A 19,473-nucleotide genomic window follows, 5' to 3' on the forward strand; every position below is an offset into this window, starting at 1 on the left:
AGTGCGGGGCTTGCAATCTTGCGGGCAAGCTAAACCGCCCACGAGACCGGCAGCCGTTCCTAACCGATAACGCCGGTTCGATTCGTCAGCTGCGGGAAGATGCGGGTCCCGCGCCGGGGTCTGAGGTTGGAAAACGAACCACAAACCGTCGAACTCGAACCCTGAAGACGGAAACGCGAGCCCCCGACCGTGGAGTTCGAATGTTTGAAGGCGGAACGCGAGCCTCAGACCGGCGCATTCGACTGTTGGAGGGCCGAAGTCCGAGCCTCAGATCGACGACTTCGACGCTTTGAGGGCGGAACGTCAGCCTCCGACCTCGGAGTTCGACTGTTTGACGGCGGAACGCGGGCCTCAGACCGTGGAGTTGTCCACGCTTTGAGAGTGGAATGCGAGGCTCAGACCTCGGAGTTCGACTGTTTGAGGGCGAAGCGCGAGCGTCAGACCTCGGAGTTCGACTGTTTGAGGGTCGAGCGCGAGCCTCAGACCTCGGAGTTCGACTGTTTGAGGGTCGAGCGCGAGCCTCAGACCTCGGAGTTCGACTGTTTGAGGGTGGAGCTCACGCCTCACACCGCGGAATTCCGCTGTCCGATAGCGATGGGCGGGCGTTTGAAAGACGGATCGTGGAGGTGCGCTCGGCCGCTTGAGGAGAGGTGCCGAGTGCCGCTTGAGCATTGATCGAACGACCATTTCGAATATTGAGAAAGGGTTGGACGCTGTTGAAGTAGGATAGGAGTCCATTCTTTCTGCGCTCGTTCGATCGAATATGAATAACACCTATCGGTACGGCATACATCAAAATCTCACTCCCCAAGAACTTTTCTTCATCGTCCTGCTTGACGAAACCTGCAAGCAACTCGGGATTGATGATCTAGTGGGCATTTCAATGGTGCTGGTAGGGCAGCCTTTCATTCCCACACGCGGAAAATTCAACGGCGCAGTGAAAGGAACATCGATTGCCTCGGTGGTGTCGAGACGAGTGCTTCCTTTCGAGCTTAAACATAAAGTCTTGCCCACAGTAACCTCGTTCACAAGCCTTGCTTTGCTAAGAATCAAGTTCACGAATAATCTCGGCGCTTTTGTTGGGCGAACGATTCCGGGCGTAGGCTGGGTTCTTCTCGCATCTGATGTTTCGATTATTATTTTTCGATCGGTTGCTGCTTATCAAAAGATGGTGAAGCCTGAGGATCGTATCTAATGGCCGAAAGAGATGACGAGTGGACGGCCCTCAGCCGCTTTTTTGAGCCGAGAGTAGGAAGCAGGCGGGCTTTTGGGCCGAATGTGCTGTCTAGAGACATGGACCTTTATCACGATTTGGACATGCAGCCCAAGGCAATCGGAACAGCACTAAACGATTGGGCGGAGCAGTTCGGCATCGATATGTCCGAATTTAATTTGGATTTCTATTATCCAACGTACAAGCTCACTCGTTGGCAGTTCCTGATAACGGTGGGAAAAAGTCTTTATAGCAAGAAGGCGCGTGAAGTGCTCGGTGGCCGTTTGCTCACCTTGGGAATGCTTGAGGAAGCGATGATCAAACGAAAATGGTCAATCTGATTCGTTGATGAGCGCTTGCCGCTATCCACCGAGGCGCGGACGCCGCATGCAAGCCGTGAAATTGCTCCGGGTGTTGCTATTTGCGGGGGCAGCTTTGGCAAATGCTGCCATTGCATCCGACCATCCAATTACCGGAACGGGAGAATTCGTCGGGCACGGTCGACAATGCGACGGCAGGCTTCGCGTCAACGCAAAGACGATCGAATGGCGTACCCCTTTTGCAAGTTGCGGAAAGCGGCCCTATGCGGTCATCGAACGCGACTTGCAAGCGGCCAAGCCGTCAATCGTGTTTCAGCTGAAAGGCCGAGCATGCGGCTTCGGGATCATCTCTCTTCACTGGGACCCGGAATATCCCGACTACTGGATCGCAAAGGGGTATCGGAATTTGGAAGCCTACAAGAGCAATAGCACCGACTTCTTAGGCTGCAGCCTGGAGAAGCAGGGCAAGTGATCGATGAGACAGGGCCGCCGGCCCTGCTTTCGCATGCGGACTTATCGGTGACTCCCGGCCTTTCCGCCCACGCGCGTTTCAGCCTCGCCCTCCAACGCCGCCCGCGCACAAACCTCGTCCGTCACCAGCCCCGACAGCCACCCGCCTTTGAGCGCCGCCATCACCGCGCCGCGTTTTCTCTCCCCGCCTGCAAACCCGATCGTCGGCCGCTTCGGCGGCGAGTCGAGCGGAATGCTCGTGACGCGCCGCCCGGTCGGCGATTCGACGCGCTTGCCGTCGGCATCGATCGGCAGCCCGAGCATCTCCGCCACGGCGCCCAGTTCCATCAGCTCGTTCAATTCGCCGGTCGTAATGAAGCCGTCTTCATGCAGCGGACAGTGCAGCCCGATATTGCCGATCCCGACAAACGCGACATCCGCTTCGCCCGTCAGCGCCTCCACGATCCGATACAACCGGTGGTTGCACCACTGTGCGCGTTCGGCTTCGTTATCCGCGATCAGTGGCGCAGGCAGCAAGAAATGCTTGCCGCCGGTCTTCTCGGAGATATGCAGCGCGACGTCGTAGCGGTTCGACGAGCCGTCCTGAGCAATCGCCCCGACCATCGACACCAGCCGGTGCTGCGGGCGCTCGAGCTGCGCGATCTGATCGACCGCGCCCTTCAGCGTCCGGCCGCTGCTGACGGCGATCACCATCGGCTTCTCTTCGATCAGGTAGCGCTCCATCACCTGCGCGCCCGCTACGGCGAGCTTGCGATCGACGGCTTCGGCGCTGTCGTCGTCGATCGGCACGACTTCGCACATCGACAAGCCATAGCGCGCCGACAATTGTTCGGCGAGCGCAAGGCAATCGGCGAGCCGGTGGTCGACGCGCACGCGGATCAGGTTCTTCTCGACCGCGAACGCGACCAGCCGCTGCGCGACCGGGCGCGACACCTGGAGCTTTTCGGCGATCTCGTTCTGGGTGTTGCCGGCGACGTAGTAGAGCCACGCCGCGCGTGTTGCGAGATCGAGTTTTTCGTTGGATTTGGGCACGATGCCGCCGGAGTGTGAGAGGTTAGGCGAGCCGCTTGCGAGAGGGCTCGAAAAGCGGCTGCACGTGGCGATACAGCTCGCGATAGGCCGTGAGGCGCTCGCGCAGTTGCGCGTGACGCTCCGCGTTCGGCGTGAACTCCGCCTGGACCGGCGGCTTCGTCAGCACCCGTGAGGGGTCGCCGCCGGCCGCGAGCCAGCCCAGGCGCGCGGCCCCGAGCGCGGCGCCCGTCTCGCCGCCGCCGTGCTGGCGGGTTTTCGTGGCGAGCGCGTCGGCGAGCAATTGCGCCCAATACGCGCTGCGCGCGCCGCCGCCGATCATCGACAGCGCGCTCACTTCGGTGCCGGCCGCCGCGAGCGCGTCGAGGCCGTCGGCGAGCGCGAGCGTCACGCCTTCGAGGACCGAATAGCCGAGCAGCGCGCGGTCGGTCGCGTGCGTCATGCCGAAGAAAACGCCTTGCGCGTAGGGGTCGTTGTGCGGCGTGCGCTCGCCCGAGAGATACGGCAGAAAGAGCGGCGCGCTCGGAAGCGTCTCGCCGTCGAGCGCTTCGACTTCCGCGAGCAGCGTCGGCTCGTCGGTGCCGGTGAGCTTGCAGACCCAGCGCAGGCAGCTCGCCGCCGACAAGACCACGCTCATCTGATGCCAGCGGTCCGGAATCGCGTGGCAGAACGCGTGCACGGCGGACGCCGGATTCGGCCGGAAGCGGTCGCCGACGACGCACAGCACGCCCGACGTGCCGAGCGACACAAATCCGTCGCCGGGCTGCGTGGCGCCGATGCCGATCGCGCTCGTGGCGTTATCGCCGCCGCCTGCAGCGACGACGACTTCGCCGCTCAGGCCCCATTCGCGCGCGAGTTCGGCGCGCAGCATGCCGGAGGGCTCGCTGCCTTCGGCAAGACGCGGCATCTGCGAGCGGCTCATGCCGCAGGCTGCGAGCAACGTATCGGACCAGTCGCGGCGCGCAACGTCGAGCCACAGCGTGCCGGCTGCGTCGGACGGATCGGAGACCTTGCCGCCCGTCAGTTGCAGCCGCAGATAGTCCTTGGGCAGCAGCACGCACGCGGTGTGCCGGAACAATTCGGGTTCATGGCGCGCGACCCACAAGAGCTTCGGCGCCGTGAAGCCAGGCATCGCGAGGTTGCCCGCGATGCGGTGCAGATCGGGCGCGCGCTCGGTCAGTTCCGCGCATTCGTCGACGCTGCGCATGTCGTTCCAGAGGATCGCGGGGCGAAGCACGCGGTCGACGCTGTCGAGCAGCACCGCGCCGTGCATCTGGCCCGACAGGCCGATGCCGCAAATCTGCGCGAACTCGGCGGGGCGGGCTTCGCGCAATGCGGCGATCGCGGCGCGCGTGCCGTTCCACCAGTCGGCGGGATTCTGTTCGGCCCAGCGCGGATGCGGACGGGAAACCGTGAACGGCGCGCCCGCCGTGCCGATCACGCTTCCGTTGGGGGCGAGCAGCAGCACTTTCACTTCGGACGTGCCGAGGTCGATGCCGAGATACATGGGCAGGGATCGGGTCGTTGGGGATGCGCTACTTTAGCCGCGCGGCGCGCGATGCGCCAATGGGCGCTGGACCTGAGAGGGCCGCCTCATTTGCCTCGTTTCGCCAGCCATTCGTCGACGCGCCGGAGCGCCGCGCGCACTGCGTTCTCGAGTTGCGCGCCTTGCGCCATGCCGCCCCACAGCAGGCGATCGGCACAGAACGCCGCGAGCGGGTCCGGTGCCGCGAAGACCGCGCGTGCAGCGCGTTCGTCCATCACGCCATCCTGATACGCGTACGGCAGCAGGCCTCGCTGCCAGCGGTCGAGAAAGCGGAAGAACAACGCGGGCAGCACCGCCGTTGCCGCCGGTTCGGCGCCGCGCCTGAAGCATTCGACGAGCGTCGGCGCGATGAAGCCGGGGAGCTTCGAGAAGCCGTCCGCCGCGACGCGCTGGTTCGTGTCCTGGATATACGGATTGCTGAAGCGGTCGAGCACGACGTCGCGATACCGCGCGAGATCGAGCGGGCTCGGCGCGAGGCACGGGATCACGTCTTCGGTCACGTAGTCGTATGCGAAGCGGCGGATGTCGGCGTCGAGCGTGCCTTCGTGGATGTAGTCGAGGCCGACGAGCGTGCCTGCCCACGCGATGCAACTGTGCGTCGCGTTGAGGATGCGGATCTTCGCCTCCTCGTACGGCAGCACCGATTCGACGAGCTCCGCGCCGACCCGCTCCCATGCCGGGCGCCCCGCGCAGAACCGGTCTTCGATCACCCATTGGATGAACGCTTCGCCCATCACGGGGCACGCGTCGGCGAAGCCGGTCGCGGCGAGCACGCGTTCGCGCACGTCGTCGGTCGGGCGCGGCGTGATGCGGTCGACCATCGAGTTCGGACACGCCGTATTCGCATCGAACCAGGCCAGCAGTGCCGCTTGTCCGCGCTGTTCGAGAAACGCGCGCATCCCGGCGTGGAAGCGCTCGCCGTTGCTGCGCAGGTTGTCGCAGCTTTGCAGCGTCACCGGCCCCGCGTCGCGCTGCATCCGCGCTTCGAGCATGGCGGCGAGCGCGCCGTAGATCGTGGTGCGCGCACCGCCCAGATCGGCGGCGAGATCGGGGTTCTTCGCGTCGAGCCGGTCGTGCTCGTCGAGGTAATAGCCGCCTTCGGTGACGGTGAACGACACGATCTTGCATGCAGGATCGGCGCCGGCGTCGACGAGCTCGGCGAGCGACGGCGACCACGGCACGACGCGCTTGATCGAGCGGATCGTCTCGCAGGCGCGCTCGCCTTGCGGCGTCACGGTTTCGAGCGTGTAGACGCCGTGCTGGGCGGCGAGCGCTTCGAGCACCGCGTTCATGTCGCCGCGGATGTTGCCGACGGTGAGCGACCATTGCGGTTCGTGCGGCCCCGACGCCTCGTTCAGCCGGTGCAGGTACCACGCCTGATGCGCGCGGTGAAACGATCCCGCGCCGATGTGCAGGATCACGTTCGTGCCGGCGCCGTTTGCGTTGTTCATGGGGTGTCTCCTGCTGGATGGGGCGTGCCGCGTCTTCGGTCCGCGCCTTTTTGTATGACGACGATTGTCGAACAGTGCCGAGCATTTGCTCGTTTAATGAACGAATGATCGTATTCGGGTTGTCGAAAGTCAAGGCGACGGCGAGGAGATTTCAATGGCGCATTGCGGCGCGCGGGGAGGGTTCGTGCGGGTTTCGACGGAGTTCGGGCCTTGTGGTGCCGCATCGGGCGGCCGATGTTGCATCGCACAAACCGCACCGCGGCCGAGCATGCACCGTCAGCGCCCATGACGTCGGCTGCTCTATCATCGGCGGCACGGCAAAACGCACGTAACGCGGTTACCCGCAGCCTTGCATGGGACCAGAGTTAGCGCTAAAGCGCTAACTCTGGTCGACAGGAGACACGCACATGGACTACGTCATCGGCGTCGATATCGGCACGCAGAGCACGAAGGCGCTCGTCGTCGACACGCACGGCGCGATCGTCGCGCAGCACGCCAGCAGCTATCAGCCGGACACGCCGAAGCCGCTGTGGGCCGAGCAATGGCCGTCGGTCTGGTTTGACGCGGTGACCGAATGCATCGCGCGATGCGTCGAGCGGGCGCGGGCGGCGGGCGTGGCGCCGGCGTCGATCAAGGCGGTCTGCGTGAGCAGCCTGTACGGCGGCTCGGGCATTCCGGTCGACCGCGATATCGAGCCGCTCCATCCGTGCCTGATCTGGATGGACCGCCGCGCGACCGCGCAAGTGCAATGGGTGCAGGAGAACGTCGATGTCGCGCGGCTGCAGGCGATCACCGGTAACGGCGTCGACAGTTACTACGGCTTTACGAAAATGCTGTGGCTGAAGCAGAACGCGCCCGAGGTGTGGGCGAAGACGCGCTACTTCCTGCCGCCGAATGCCTACATGATTTACCGCCTGACCGGCGAGATCGCAGTCGATCACAGCTCGGCCTGCAATATCGGCGGTGTCTACGACATCGCGCGCCGTGACTGGTCGGGCGAAGCGCTCGATATGCTCGGCATTCCGGCCGGGCTGATGCCGCCTCGGCTCGTCGCGTCTTCGGACGTGGTCGGCAGGCTGCTGCCGCAGTGGTCCGCGCAGCTCGGGCTCGAAGCGGGGACGCCGATCGTCGCGGGCGGCGTCGATGCGGCCGTCGCCACGTTTGCCGCCGGTGCCGCTCGCACCGGGCAGCACGTCGCAATGATCGGCACGAGCATGTGCTGGGGCTACATCAATCAGAGTGTCGACGCGCGGCACGGGCTCGTCAGCATGCCGCATGTCTTCAACGGTGCGCACGACTTATACGTGTTCGGCGGCGCGATTGCCGCGGGTGCCTCGATCACGTGGTTTCGCGAGCAGTTCTGTCACGAGGAGACCGAAGCGGCGCGCGCGACGCCTCTCGGCGATCCTCATCGCCTGCTCGAAGAAGCGGCCGCGCGCATTCCCGCCGGCGCGGACGGCGTGATGTTCCTGCCGTATCTGATGGGCGAGCGCAGCCCCGTCTGGGATGCGAAGGCGAGCGGGGCGCTGGTCGGCTTGAGCCTCTTTCACACGCGCGCGCATTGTTATCGCGCGGTGCTCGAAGGCGTGTCGTTCGCGCTCAAGCACAACATCGAGGCGGGACGCCAAGGCGCGCAGACGCTCGACGACCGGCTGATCGTCGTCGGCGGCGCCGCGCATTCGGACCTGTGGATGCAGATCATCGCAGACGTGACGGGCTATCCGGTCTACACGATCGAGCAGGATGTCGAGGCCGCGATGGGCGCGGCCCTGCTGGCGGCGCTCGGCGCGGGGCTCGTGTCGGAAGAGGATGCCGCGCGCGGCTGGGTCACGCTCGCCGAGCGCGCGCAGCCCGATGCCCGGCGGCAGGCGCTCTACGCGCAGCGCTTTGGCATCTACGCGGATTTGTATCCGGCGCTCAAGCCGTTGATGCACCGCTTGCGGGCGACGTGAGCGGCGAGCGCAGCGGGCTTCGTGACGCGCGGCGGCCCGGTTGCCGCCGGGCCGCCGCGCCGCTCAAAGCACGGTCCGTACGTGCCACAGTTCCGGAAACAGCACGACGTCGAGCATCTTGCGCAGATACGGCGCGCCGCTCGTGCCGCCCGTGCCCTGCTTGAAGCCGATGATCCGCTCGACCGTGGTCACATGGCGGAAGCGCCATTGACGGAACGCGTCTTCGAGATCGACCAGTTCCTCGGCCATCTCATACAGCGCCCAATGTTGCGTCGGATTGCGATAGACCTCGAGCCACGCCGCTTCGACCGACGCGTCGTGCGTGGTCGGCTGGGTCCAGTCGCGCTCGAGCCGTTCGGGCGCGATCGGAAAGCCGCGCCGCGCGAGCAGGCGCACGACTTCGTCGTAGAACGACGGCGCTTCGAGCGACGCCTTCACTTCGGCGAAGATCTCCGGACGATGCGCGTGCGGCTTCAGCATCTGCTCGTTCTTGTTGCCGAGCAGGAACTCGATCTGCCGGTACTGATACGACTGAAACCCGGACGACTGCCCGAGATACGGACGCATCGCCGTGTACTCGGACGGCGTCATCGTCGCGAGCACGTTCCACGCCTGCACGAGCTGTTCGAGGATGCGCGATACGCGCGCGAGCATCTTGAACGCGGGCGCCAGGTCGTCGCGATGCACGCACGCGAGCGCCGCGCGAAGCTCGTAGAGCGCGAGCTTCATCCATAGCTCGCTCGTCTGATGCTGAATGATGAACAGCATCTCGTTGTGATCGGGCGAGAGCGGGTGCTGCGCCGACAGGATGGACCCAAGCGACAGGTAATCGTCGTAGCTCATCGACTTCGAGAAATCGAGCTGCGCGTCGTGCCAGCCTTCGTCGCCTTCCGGCACGTGCGAACCGGGCGCCGGAGCGTGCGGCACGCTCTCGCCGCCGTGTCCGAACGGGCAGCCTTGCGCGCGGCTGTCCGTCTTTGCCGCGGCCGCCTCTGCGGCGTCCGCTGGCGCATCCTCAGGCAGTTGCATATGGTCGGTCATCGCCGCTCTCCTTACGTCACCGAGCCGCGCGCGGCAAACTCGGGCGCGCGCCATGCCTCGCTCGCGAGCACGTCGCGCAGCGTCTCGACGGCGTCCCACACGTCGACGAAGCGCGTATAGAGCGGCGTGAAGCCGAAGCGCAGCACGTGCGGCTCGCGATAGTCGCCGATCACGCCGCGCGCGATCAATGCCTGCATCACCTCGTACCCGTGCGGATGCTCGAAGCTCGCGTGCGAGCCGCGCTGCACATGCGCTCGCGGGGTGACGAGCTTGAGCGACATCCCCGCGCAACGCGTTTCGACGAGTTCGATGAAGCGGTCGGTCAGCGCGAGCGACTTGCGGCGGATCGCATGCATGTCGGTCTGCAGGAACACGTCGAGCCCGGTTTCGACGAGCGCCATCGACACCATCGGCTGCGTGCCGCACAGGAAGCGGCCGATGCCGTCGTCGGGGCGGTAGCTCGGGTCCATCTCGAACGGCGCACGATGGCCCCACCAGCCGGAGAGCGGCTGCGGGAACGCATTCTGATGCCGGTGCGGCACCCAGACGAACGCAGGCGAACCCGGACCGCCGTTCAGATACTTATACGTGCAACCGACGGCGTAGTCGGCGCCGACGCCGTTCAAGTCGACCGGCACCGCGCCCGCCGAATGCGCGAGGTCCCAGAGCGCGAGCGCGCCCGCGTCGTGGATCATCTTCGTGAGCGCGGCCATGTCGTGCATGTAGCCGGTGCGGTAATTCACATGCGTGATCATCGCGACGGCCGTATCGCTGCCGATTGCCTCGGGCAGCTCGGACGGATCGTCGACCAGGTGCAGCTCGTAGCCCCGGTCGAGCTGCTCGATGAGCCCCTGCGCGATATAGAGATCGGTCGGGAAATTCGAGCGCTCGGAGACGATCACGCGCCGTTTCGGATCGCGCTCGTTCGCGAGCTTGAGCGCCGCCGACAGCACCTTGAACAGATTGATCGAAATCGTATCGGTGACGACGACTTCGTTTTCCGCGGCGCCGATCAGCGGCGCGAGCTTGTTGCCGAGACGCCGCGGCAGCGCGAACCAGCCAGCGGTATTCCAGCTTCGGATCAGGCCCTCGCCCCATTCGCTGCCGATCACGGCTTGCGCGCGCGCGGCAGCCGCGGCGGGCGGCGCGCCGAGCGAGTTGCCGTCCAGGTAGATAACGCCGGGGTGCAGCGCGAACTGGCCGCGCAAAGCGGCGAGGGGATCGTTGCGGTCGAGCGCGAGGGCTTCTTCACGGGTTTTCATGGCGGGGTTGCGACAGTGAGTCGTGCTCAGTGGGTTGGGCTATGGCGCCGGTATGGCTTCGACGCGCGGATCAGACGGCCGGCAGTGCGCGCAGCACCGCGCGCACCGGGCTCGCGTCGAGCGTCGCGAATTTGAGGGGCAGGGCGATCAGCTCGTAGTCGCCGGGCGCGATCGCGTCGAGCACGACGCCTTCGAGGATCGCCATCCGATGCGCGCGGACCCGGCGGTGCGCGTCCATCGTCTTCGAATCCTGAGGGTCGAGCGACGGCGTATCGATGCCGACGAGCGCAACGCCTCGTGCCGCGAGCAGGTCGATCGTTTCGGGGGCGACCGCGCAGAACGCGCTGTCCCAGGCGGCGAGCGGCGCGCGCTCGTAGGTGCGCAACAGCACGCGCGGCGGCACGCCGGCAAGGCTCGCGGCGACCTGCTCGGGCGTCACGACGGGCGACGCGCCGATGCAGTGAATCACGCGGCAGCGTCCGAGATACGCATCAAGCGGCACGGCGCCGATCGCGGCGCCTTGTTCGTCGTAGTGAAGCGGTGCGTCGGTGTGCGCGCCGGTGTGCGGCGACAGCGTCACGCGCGCCACATTGACCGGCGAGCCGGCCTCCATCTTCCAGACCCGCTCGATGCCGACCGGCGTGTCGCCGGGCCAGACGGGCGTCGCGGTGTCGATCGCGGGGGTGATGTCCCAGAGCGTTTCCATATCTCTCCTGTGTCGATCGGAGTCGGTGCTTTAGCGCCTGCTCCGATCCCATACCGCACAGCCCCAAGTTAGCGCTTCAGCGCTTACTTGGGGCTGTGCGTGTGCGGCGATCGATATCTCGATTTGCCGATGCTTCGGATGATAGGCAAGACCGAGTAGAAAGTGCTTGCGAAATAGTCGTCCACAGACGCCCCGACTAGAACATAATTCGAGATAAGACGAAAAGGGAGACCAAAAATGAATGCGATCTCACTTGACGCCACCGATTGCCGTATCCTCACGGTCCTCCAGAACGAGGGGCGGATCAGCAACCTCGATCTGGCCGAACGGATCGCGCTGTCGCCGTCGGCGTGCCTGCGCCGGTTGCGGCTGCTCGAAGACCAGGGGGTGATCGAGCGCTATCGGGCGTGCCTGAACAAGGAGGCGCTCGGCTTCGAGCTGGAGGCGTTCGTGCAGGTTTCGATGCGCAACGACCAGGAGAACTGGCACGAGCACTTTGCCGAGGCCGTGCGCGAATGGCCCGAGGTGGTGGGCGCGTTCGTGGTGACCGGGGAGAGCCACTACGTGCTGCGCGTGCTCGCGCACAACCTCAAGCACTACTCGGACTTCGTGATTTCGAAGCTCTACAAGGCACCGGGCGTGATGGACATCCGCTCGAACATCGTGCTGCAGACGCTCAAGGAAGATACCGGCGTGCCCGTGGGCCTGACGCCGGAAGCGGGGAAATAGCGGCCGGCGCGCGGCCGCGTTTTCACGAAAGAGAGGGGAGGCCTGCCGCTGGCGCGGCCGAGCCCTGACTTCACAGCGGATCGAGCCCGTGGAATTCGCCGCCCTGGAACACGAGCGGCTTCAAGTCGGCGGCGTTCTCGCGCACCCCGCAGCGCTCGACTTCGCCGACGAAGATCACATGATCCCCTTCCTCATAGCGGCTGCGATTGTGGCATTCGAACCAGGCGAGCGCGCCTTCGAGCACCGGCATCCCCGTAGTGCCCGTCGCGTGCGGGACGCCCGCGAAGCGGTCGCCCTTGAGCGTCGCGAAGCGCTGGCAGAGGTCGAGTTGCGACGCCGCCAGCACGTTGACCACATAGTGGCTGTTCGACTGGAACGCGGGCATCGACGCCGATTTGGTCGCAAGACTCCACAGCACGAGCGGCGGATCGAGCGAGACCGAGTTGAACGAGCTCGCGGTGATGCCGACCAGCTGGCCGGACGGCGCGCGCGTCGTGATGACGGTGACACCGGTGGCGAACTGGCCGAGCGCCGCTTTGAACGCGCGGGTATCGAAGTTCGGCGGACTGGCGCGCTTCATCGGGCGGGACCTATGGAGAGGCGCGTGACGGCGGCGCGCTGCCGGGGAATCGGAAAAGCTGAATCGAAAGTCATGTAAAGGATCGGCAAGTTGTTCGAATTTTAACGGAATCTCCCACGTGTTCGGTGCGCAGGCGGAGGCGGTGCGGGGGCATTGCGCCGGCCAGCGGAAAAACCGCTAAGCTGGTCGGCGCAGCGGCAATCAACAAGGAGCACGCATGACTCAAGCAAGCGATACCGCCACGCTGGGCGGCGGTTGTTTCTGGTGTCTCGAGGCGGTGTATCTGGGCGTCGACGGGGTCACCGCGGTCGAATCCGGCTACGCGGGCGGCACGGTCGAGCATCCGACCTACGAGCGCGTTTGCGACGGCCGCACCGGCCACGCCGAAGTCGTGAAGGTCGATTTCGATCCGGCGAAGATCGGCTACCAGGACATTCTCGAGATCTTCTTTGCGATCCACGATCCGACGCAATTGAACCGGCAAGGCAACGACGTCGGCACGCAGTACCGGTCGGTGATCTTCACGCACTCCGATGCGCAGCGCGAGACCGCGCTGCAGGTGATTCGAGCGATCGCGGCCGAGGGGCTCTACGACGGGCAGATCGTCACGCAGGTCGTGCCGCTCGACGGCAACTATTGGCCCGCGGAGGCCTATCACCAGAACTATTTCGCGCAGCATCCCGATCAAGGATATTGCGCGTTCGTCGTCGCGCCGAAGGTCGCGAAATTCCGCAAGAAATTCGCCCACCGGATGAAGCCGGGTGCGTGAGCGCGGGTGAGGCGGGCGGCGGCGCGCGCCGTGAGCCGCGCGCGAGTTTCGTCTAACGATTACTACGGTTCGTCCGCCTTGCCCGCTTCGTCGCGCAACTGCGCAAACGCTGCCGCGATCTCGCGTCCCAGCTCGACGCACGACAGCGGTGCCGACCCTTCAGCTTTGTTGTTGATCGTGATCAGCACGGGCTGCCCCGCCAGCGCATAGCGCGCCGCCAGTTCGGCGAGCGCCGAACGCGTGTTGGGATCCTCGTCGACGAGGCGGTCGAACGGGTCGTACTTCGCCTTCGCCTGCTCGTACTTGAAGCCTTGATGCAGGCTCCAGCGCACGATGAGCGGGCCGCTCGGCGTGTCGCCGTCCAACAGCGCGAGCGCCGCCGCCTGGCGCAGCGGATCGGGCATGCGCGCATGCAGACCGACGCAATAGCGCACGCCGCACGCGCGCAGCATGCGAATGAAGCGCGGCGTCAGCAAGCAGGCGTCGCGGATCTCTACCGCGTAGCACGGCCCCCCTGGCCCATCCGGCCCCGCCTGCAGTGGCGGCAGCGCCGCGAAGAACTGCGCGAGGCGCTCGATGAACTCGGCGGGCTCCGCGAGCATCGCATCGGGCAGCGGCGAGAACTGGAAGACCAAAGTGCCCGCTTTCGAGCCGAGCCCGTCGAGACAAGGCCGCACGAATTCGCCGGCGGCGATCTGCGCATCGAGAAAGCAGGGATTCGGCGCGACCGGCTCGCCGCGCTCTGCGCGCACGGTCGCGTCGGTCACGGACGCGGGCGCCTTCACGATGAAGCGGAAATGATCGGGTACCTGCTGGGCGTAGCGCAGATAGTCGGTCAGCGTGAGCGGTGCGTAGAACGAGCGGTCGATGCTAACCGTTCGCAGCAGCGGATGCGCGCCGTATGCCGTGAGGCCGTCGCGAGCGAGCTTCGTGTTGCTGTAGCCGTCGCCGTAGACAATGTTCTGCCAGCCGGGGAACGACCACGACGATGGGCCGAGGCGCACTTGCGGCGGCAGTGCGTTGGCGGCGTCGAGCACGTCGGGGGAGGGCAGAGCGGGCAGCACCTCGCGAGCACGGCGTTTGGGTTTGGGGTCGGCCGGAAAAGAAGAAGGCGCGGCGGCCTTGGCGCTACCGCCGCGCTTCGATGGCGAGCCGGCCGCTTCCGGTGACGGAACCGGCGCACCGAACAGATCGAATTGCTCGCCTTCGGTTTCGCCGGTACCTGCTTCGTTGCTCGCTTGTCGTGTAGCGTCGCGCGGCCTGCCTTCGTCCATCGATCGCTTGTGCTTGACCCGCGCGACGCGCGGGGCGCATCACAGCGGCTTTTCGTACATATAGCGCCGCGACCACGGCAGCGTTTGCGCGCTGCGGCCGGCCTTGCGGCACACCACTTGGTAAAGCGACACGTCGTCGTGCTGGAACGCGTAGGCGCAACCCGCCAGATACACGCGCCAGATGCGGAATTTCTCGTCGTCGACGAGCTTTTTCGCTTCTGCCGCTTTCGCTTCGAAATTCTCCGCCCAGATGTCGAGGGTGTGCGCATAGTGCCGACGCAGGCTCTCGACGTCAACTGCCTCCAGCCCGCCCCTTTGCATCGATTCGAGCGCGAGGCTGATGTGCGGCAGCTCGCCGTCGGGGAACACGTAGCGGTCGATGAATTCGCCGCCGCCGAGCGCCGTTTCGCCGCTGTTGTAATCGGTCGACGTGATGCCGTGGTTCATCGCGACACCGTCGTCGACGAGCAGATCGCGGATCTTGCGGAAGTAGTCGGGCAGGTTCTTGCGGCCGACGTGCTCGAACATGCCGACGCTCGTGATGCGGTCGAACTGGCCGGGCACATCGCGGTAATCCTGCAGACGAATCTCGATCTTGTCTTGCAAGCCGGCTGCCTTCACGCGCTCGGTGGCGAGATCGAACTGGTTCTGCGAGAGCGTCACGCCGACGCACTGCGCGCCGTACTTGCTCGCCGCGCGCAGCACGAGCGCGCCCCAGCCGCAGCCGATGTCGAGCAGGCGCTGGCCCGGCTGCACCTGGATCTTGGTGAGGATGTGGTCGATCTTCTTCAACTGCGCGGTGGCGAGGTCTTCGTTGCCGTTCTCGAAGTACGCGCACGAATAGACCATGTTCTCATCGAGCCACAGCTTGTAGAACTCGTTCGAGACGTCGTAGTGATACTGGATCGCCTTCTTGTCCGACGCTTTCGTGTGATTGAAATAGCGGCGCACGCGGGCCAGCTTGCTTGCGCTCGTCACCGTGCTCCTGGCGAGCGAATAGCCGATGTTGATGATGTCGGAGAGCTTGCCTTCGATATCGATCTTGCCCTTGACGTAGGCTTCGCCCAGATTGTCGAGGCTCGGCTCGAGCAACAGCGGCAGCGCCGACGCGCTATTGACCTTCAACGTGACCTGCGGCGCCGAGAAACGGCCGAAGTCGAGTTGCTGGCCGTCCCACAACACCAGGCGCGCAGGAAGGTTTGCCTTCTCCCGCACGTCCTCTACCCATTGCGCCAGCTTTTTCTCCCAGAACATGTTCATTCTCCGTGTCCGATGATATGAAAGGCAAAGCAACCAATCGACCGTTGCGCAAGCTCGCTGCGGAGACCGGCGGAACGGCTAAATCAGGCAGGGCGTCGCGGAGCAAAAGACTGTCCGCGGGGCCGCGCTTAAATCGGTTCGTGACGCTGTGCGCCGTGTTCGCGCAGCGCGGCGCCGAAACGAACGAGCGTCAAGGCGAAAGCCGCGAAATGCGCCAGCTGCCGCCGGCCTCGCGCGCGTACAGCACGCGGTCGTGCAGGCGCGACGGGCGTCCTTGCCAGAATTCGATCGTGTCGGGGACGAGCCGGTAGCCGCCCCAATGCGGCGGACGCGGCGGGTTCTCGCCGTAGCGCTCACTGATTTCGCGCTCGCGCGCTTCGAGCACCGCGCGGTTTGCGATCACCTGGCTCTGCTCCGACGCCCAGGCGCCGACGCGCGAGCCGAGCGGCCGCGACGTGAAATACGCGTCGCTTTCTTCGGCGCTCGTTTTGACGACGGCGCCCTCGATGCGGACTTGCCGCTCGAGTTCGATCCAGTAGAAAAGCAGGCTGGCGTGCGGGTTATGCGCGAGATCGCGGCCCTTGCGGCTTTCGTAGTTCGTGAAGAACACGAAGCCGCGTTCGTCGACGCCTTTGATGAGCACAATGCGTGCCGACGGGCGGCCACGCTCGTCGACGGTGGCGAGCGTCATGGTGTTCGGTTCCGGCAGCTTGGCGTCGACCGCCTGCTTGAACCACGCGTCGAATTGACGGATCGGATCGCGATCGACCTCGGCTTCGTCGAGCGACCCGAGTGCGTAGTTTTTGCGGAGTTCTGCAAGTGTGCTCATCTTCTTATGCGAACGCTTCAATTTATTCAGTATAGCGAAGGCGTAAAAATCTTGCGTCGCTGCGGCACGGTCTGCCGGCGCGGGCAAGCCGCCCGAGCCGATGCTGCGCCCCGGCAGCCCATCAATCGGCCCCGATCAGGCAAAATATCGGCTTCGAATCTTGCCTGTTTGCCACCATCGCCATGTCCAGCCCCCGCGCTACCGCGACGAGCCCCGATCTTACTACCAGCCGCGCCGCCGAGTTTGATGCGGATCGCGCGCGCCGCTTCGGCGGCGTGTCGCGCCTCTACGGCGCGCCGGCGCTTGCGGCGTTCGAGCGTTCGCACGTGGCGGTGATCGGGATTGGCGGGGTCGGCTCATGGGCCGTCGAGGCGCTCACGCGCAACGCGGTCGGCACGTTGACGCTGATCGATCTCGACAACGTCGCCGAAAGCAACACGAACCGGCAGATCCACGCGCTCGACGGCAACTTCGGCAAGCCTAAGGTCGAGGCGATGGCCGAGCGCATCGCGCTGATCAATCCGGCGTGCGAAGTGCGCCTCGTCGAGGACTTCGTCGAGCCCGACAATTTCGCCGCTGTGCTCGGCGGCGGCTTCGACTACGTGATTGACGCGATCGACAGCGTGCGCACGAAGACGGCACTGATCGCATGGTGCGTCGAGCGCGGGCAGCCGCTCGTGACGGCGGGCGGCGCGGGCGGACAGCTCGACCCGACGCGCATCCGCATCGACGATCTCGCGCTGACGATCCAGGACCCGCTGCTATCGAAAGTGCGTGCCCAACTGCGCAAGCAGCACGGCTTTCCGCGCGGCCCGAAGGCGAAATTCAAGGTGAGCGCCGTCTATTCCGACGAGCCGCTGATCTATCCGGAGGCAGCCGTGTGCGATATCGACGAAGAAGCGCAGCATGTGAGCACGTCGCCGGGCCACACGGGGCCGGTCGGGCTGAACTGCGCGGGTTTTGGCTCGAGCGTGTGCGTGACGGCGAGCTTCGGGTTCGCGGCCGCCGCCCACGTGCTGCGCGCGCTGGCGAAGGCGGCCGCTTGAGGTGCGCTTGATTCGCGCTTGATGCGAACGCTCAGTTCAGCGCCGAACTGAGCTTGCGGCGCCACTGCGACACCACTTCCGGCTGGTGCGCCGCCAGATCGAAAACCGAGAGCATCGTCTTGCGCCCGATATCGTCGCGGAACGACCGGTCGCGCTGGACGATTTCCAGCAAGTGCCCAAGCGCTCCGCCATAATCGTGCCGCGCGATCAGCGCGCTGGCCAGATCGAAGCGCGCCTCGAGATCGCCGGGGTTCGCGGCGACCTGGGCTTCGAGCGCATCGGTGGGCGGCAGGTCGGCGGCGACATCGAGCGCGTCGAGCCGTGTCTTGAGCGCGTTGTAGCGCGGGTCGATCCCTTGCGTGACCTTCGGCGACAGCAATTCGGCTTCCGCGCGCGCATCCGCGACGCGGTTTTGCGCAATCAGCAGCTCGATCAGGTCGAGGCGCGCGTCGTCGTAGCCCGGATCGAGGGCGAGCGCCGCCTGCAGGTGGTCGAACGCTTCATCAGTTCGGCCTTCTTCGAGCGCAAGCTGCGCGGCGCGCCGTTCGGCTTGGGCCGGGTCGGGCACGAGGCGATCGATGAATTCGCGCAACTGCCCTTCGGGCAGCACGCCGATGAATTGATCGACGGCCTGCCCTTCGGCGAACGCGATCACGTGCGGAATGCTGCGCACCTGGAAGTGAGCCGCGAGCTGCTGGTTCTCGTCGACGTTCACTTTCACGAGCTTCCACTTGCCTTCGTGCTCCTGCTCGAGCTTTTCGAGCATCGGGCCGAGCGACTTGCACGGGCCGCACCACGGCGCCCAGAAATCGACCAGCACCGGCTGGAGCAGTGACGCCTCGATGACGTCTTTTTCGAAAGTGGCTAGGGTGGTGTCCATTGCATCCTCGTCAAATAGTGTCCGGTGAGCGCTCCGGGAGCCGCTTTTCGCGTTGGGTATCCGGCGGGAAGCAGGAAAACCCGCGGCGGCTCGACCTTGTATTGCGAGATGGGGGCGGAGCAAGGTCTTTCAATGGCGCTTTTCAACGACATGTTTCATTCACCGTGCCGCACGCTCCGGCAGCGGAATCCATTCCGTCTCGCCCGGGATTTTGCCCATCTCCTGACGCGTCCACGCCTCCTTCGCGTGCGCAATCTTCTCGCGCGAACTCGCGACGAAATTCCATTCGATGAAACGCTCGCCCGCGAGCTTCGCGCCGCCGAGCAGCATCACGGTCGCGCCCGCTTGGCTCGCGAGCGTGGCCGTCTCGCCCGGCGTGAGCAGGGCCATTTGCTCGGTGGCGAGCGGTTCGCCGTCTATCGTCAGGTCGCCGTCGACAAGATAGACGCCGCGTTCGTCATGCTCCGGCTCGAGCGCGAACGCGCTGCCTGGCGCGAAATGCGCAGCCACGTAGAGCGTGCCCGAGAACGTCGTGACCGGCGCAGTTTCGCCGAACGCGGTGCCCGCGATCACGCGCAGCGTCACGCCGTTGCGCTCGATTTGCGGCAGGGTCGCGGCGGCGTGATGCTCGAAGGACGGCGCATCGTCCTCGTGTTCGAGCGGCAGCGCGACCCAGGTCTGGATGCCGTGCATCGTGAGGCCTTGCCCGCGGTCTTCGTCGGGTGTGCGCTCCGAATGGACGATGCCGCGACCGGCCGTCATCCAGTTCACGTCGCCAGGGACGATCTTCTGGACCGACCCGATGCTGTCACGATGCATGATCGAGCCTTCGAACAGATAGGTGACGGTGGCGAGCCCGATATGCGGATGCGGGCGCACGTCGAGGCCGGTACCAGGCTTGAGCGTGGCGGGCCCCATGTGATCGAAGAAGATGAACGGGCCGATCAGGCGCACGGCCATGGCCGGGAGGACACGCCGCACGGCGATGCTGCCGACGTCGCGGATATGCGGCTTGAGAATGGCTTTGATCGAGGCGGGCATGGAGGTTTCCTGGACGCGCTGCGCATTGAGGAACGGGGAGTGCCCATTCTACTGCGCGCGGGGCGGCGGGTTTG

General features: G+C 65.3%; 19 protein-coding genes. 7 read left to right on the forward strand and 12 right to left on the reverse strand.

Annotated features, from left to right (window positions below):
* Positions 1–763: 763 nt before the first annotated feature.
* From J3489_RS09605 to J3489_RS09615, 3 genes are read left to right on the forward strand one after another with little or no spacing between them, the layout of a single operon-like run.
* Positions 764–1,195, forward strand: coding sequence for an STM2901 family protein (locus tag J3489_RS09605; RefSeq protein WP_206997482.1), 432 nt, complete (start codon positions 764–766; stop codon positions 1,193–1,195).
* On the forward strand, positions 1,195–1,554 hold the full coding sequence (locus tag J3489_RS09610; RefSeq protein WP_206997483.1) for a DUF1493 family protein: 360 nt from the start codon (positions 1,195–1,197) through the stop codon (positions 1,552–1,554). The genes J3489_RS09605 and J3489_RS09610 overlap by 1 nt, the downstream gene beginning before the upstream one ends.
* Before the next feature lie 46 nt (positions 1,555–1,600).
* Entirely contained in the window at positions 1,601–2,005 is a 405-nt protein-coding gene (locus tag J3489_RS09615) for a hypothetical protein (RefSeq protein WP_206997484.1), read from the forward strand.
* 41 nt (positions 2,006–2,046) lie between these two features.
* On the opposite strand, the gene J3489_RS09620 is transcribed toward J3489_RS09615, so the two are convergent.
* The 3 genes from J3489_RS09620 to dalD all read right to left on the reverse strand — a co-directional run bounded on the left by J3489_RS09620 (position 2,047) and on the right by dalD (position 6,030).
* Positions 2,047–3,036: a sugar-binding transcriptional regulator gene (locus J3489_RS09620; RefSeq protein WP_206997485.1), complete on the reverse strand. Its 990-nt coding sequence runs from the start codon at positions 3,034–3,036 to the stop codon at positions 2,047–2,049.
* Between the two features lie 22 nt (positions 3,037–3,058).
* On the reverse strand, positions 3,059–4,540 hold the full coding sequence (gene xylB / locus J3489_RS09625) for a xylulokinase (protein WP_206997486.1): 1,482 nt from the start codon (positions 4,538–4,540) through the stop codon (positions 3,059–3,061).
* A gap of 86 nt (positions 4,541–4,626) precedes the next feature.
* Positions 4,627–6,030, reverse strand: a complete 1,404-nt coding sequence (gene dalD, locus J3489_RS09630; protein ID WP_206997487.1) for a D-arabinitol 4-dehydrogenase — start codon at positions 6,028–6,030, stop codon at positions 4,627–4,629.
* A gap of 407 nt (positions 6,031–6,437) precedes the next feature.
* On the opposite strand from dalD, the gene J3489_RS09635 reads away from it, so the two are divergent.
* Positions 6,438–7,982 (forward strand): FGGY-family carbohydrate kinase, encoded by a 1,545-nt coding sequence (locus J3489_RS09635; protein ID WP_206997488.1) that lies wholly within the window; start codon positions 6,438–6,440, stop codon positions 7,980–7,982.
* Between the two features lie 63 nt (positions 7,983–8,045).
* Here J3489_RS09635 and kynA read toward each other — a convergent pair whose 3' ends face one another.
* The 3 genes from kynA to kynB all read right to left on the reverse strand — a co-directional run bounded on the left by kynA (position 8,046) and on the right by kynB (position 10,991).
* Complete coding sequence (kynA, locus tag J3489_RS09640; protein ID WP_206997489.1) at positions 8,046–9,023, reverse strand: tryptophan 2,3-dioxygenase; 978 nt, start codon at positions 9,021–9,023, stop codon at positions 8,046–8,048.
* Positions 9,024–9,034: 11 nt separating this feature from the next.
* The gene (kynU, locus tag J3489_RS09645) at positions 9,035–10,285 is read right to left on the reverse strand and encodes a kynureninase (protein ID WP_206997490.1); all 1,251 of its coding nucleotides are present in this window, start codon (positions 10,283–10,285) and stop codon (positions 9,035–9,037) included.
* 70 nt (positions 10,286–10,355) lie between these two features.
* Positions 10,356–10,991: an arylformamidase gene (kynB, locus tag J3489_RS09650; RefSeq protein WP_206997491.1), complete on the reverse strand. Its 636-nt coding sequence runs from the start codon at positions 10,989–10,991 to the stop codon at positions 10,356–10,358.
* 237 nt (positions 10,992–11,228) lie between these two features.
* Here kynB and J3489_RS09655 point away from each other — a divergent pair, with 237 nt between their 5' ends.
* Complete coding sequence (locus J3489_RS09655; RefSeq protein WP_206997492.1) at positions 11,229–11,720, forward strand: Lrp/AsnC family transcriptional regulator; 492 nt, start codon at positions 11,229–11,231, stop codon at positions 11,718–11,720.
* A 70-nt stretch (positions 11,721–11,790) separates the two neighbouring features.
* On the opposite strand, the gene J3489_RS09660 is transcribed toward J3489_RS09655, so the two are convergent.
* Entirely contained in the window at positions 11,791–12,300 is a 510-nt protein-coding gene (locus J3489_RS09660; protein WP_206997493.1) for a flavin reductase family protein, read from the reverse strand.
* Between the two features lie 217 nt (positions 12,301–12,517).
* On the opposite strand from J3489_RS09660, the gene msrA reads away from it, so the two are divergent.
* Entirely contained in the window at positions 12,518–13,069 is a 552-nt protein-coding gene (msrA, locus tag J3489_RS09665) for a peptide-methionine (S)-S-oxide reductase MsrA (RefSeq protein WP_206997494.1), read from the forward strand.
* 62 nt (positions 13,070–13,131) lie between these two features.
* On the opposite strand, the gene J3489_RS09670 is transcribed toward msrA, so the two are convergent.
* The 3 genes from J3489_RS09670 to pdxH all read right to left on the reverse strand — a co-directional run bounded on the left by J3489_RS09670 (position 13,132) and on the right by pdxH (position 16,432).
* The gene (locus J3489_RS09670) at positions 13,132–14,343 is read right to left on the reverse strand and encodes a DUF72 domain-containing protein (RefSeq protein WP_206997495.1); all 1,212 of its coding nucleotides are present in this window, start codon (positions 14,341–14,343) and stop codon (positions 13,132–13,134) included.
* Positions 14,344–14,382: 39 nt separating this feature from the next.
* Positions 14,383–15,597, reverse strand: a complete 1,215-nt coding sequence (locus tag J3489_RS09675) for a class I SAM-dependent methyltransferase (RefSeq protein ID WP_206997496.1) — start codon at positions 15,595–15,597, stop codon at positions 14,383–14,385.
* A 196-nt stretch (positions 15,598–15,793) separates the two neighbouring features.
* A complete protein-coding gene (pdxH, locus tag J3489_RS09680; protein WP_206997497.1) occupies positions 15,794–16,432 on the reverse strand; it encodes a pyridoxamine 5'-phosphate oxidase in 639 nt (212 codons plus the stop codon).
* Positions 16,433–16,614: 182 nt separating this feature from the next.
* On the opposite strand from pdxH, the gene tcdA reads away from it, so the two are divergent.
* A complete protein-coding gene (gene tcdA, locus J3489_RS09685; RefSeq protein ID WP_206997498.1) occupies positions 16,615–17,478 on the forward strand; it encodes a tRNA cyclic N6-threonylcarbamoyladenosine(37) synthase TcdA in 864 nt (287 codons plus the stop codon).
* Positions 17,479–17,509: 31 nt separating this feature from the next.
* Here tcdA and trxA read toward each other — a convergent pair whose 3' ends face one another.
* Positions 17,510–18,358 carry a thioredoxin gene (trxA, locus tag J3489_RS09690; RefSeq protein WP_206997499.1) on the reverse strand — a complete coding sequence of 283 codons (849 nt, stop codon included), beginning with the start codon at positions 18,356–18,358 and terminating at the stop codon, positions 17,510–17,512.
* Between the two features lie 159 nt (positions 18,359–18,517).
* Positions 18,518–19,399 carry a pirin family protein gene (locus tag J3489_RS09695; RefSeq protein WP_206997500.1) on the reverse strand — a complete coding sequence of 294 codons (882 nt, stop codon included), beginning with the start codon at positions 19,397–19,399 and terminating at the stop codon, positions 18,518–18,520.
* Positions 19,400–19,473 lie beyond the last annotated feature (74 nt).

Origin of the sequence: Trinickia mobilis, from assembly GCF_017315705.1 — a bacterium.
Classification (GTDB): Bacteria; Pseudomonadota; Gammaproteobacteria; order Burkholderiales; family Burkholderiaceae; genus Trinickia_A; species Trinickia_A mobilis.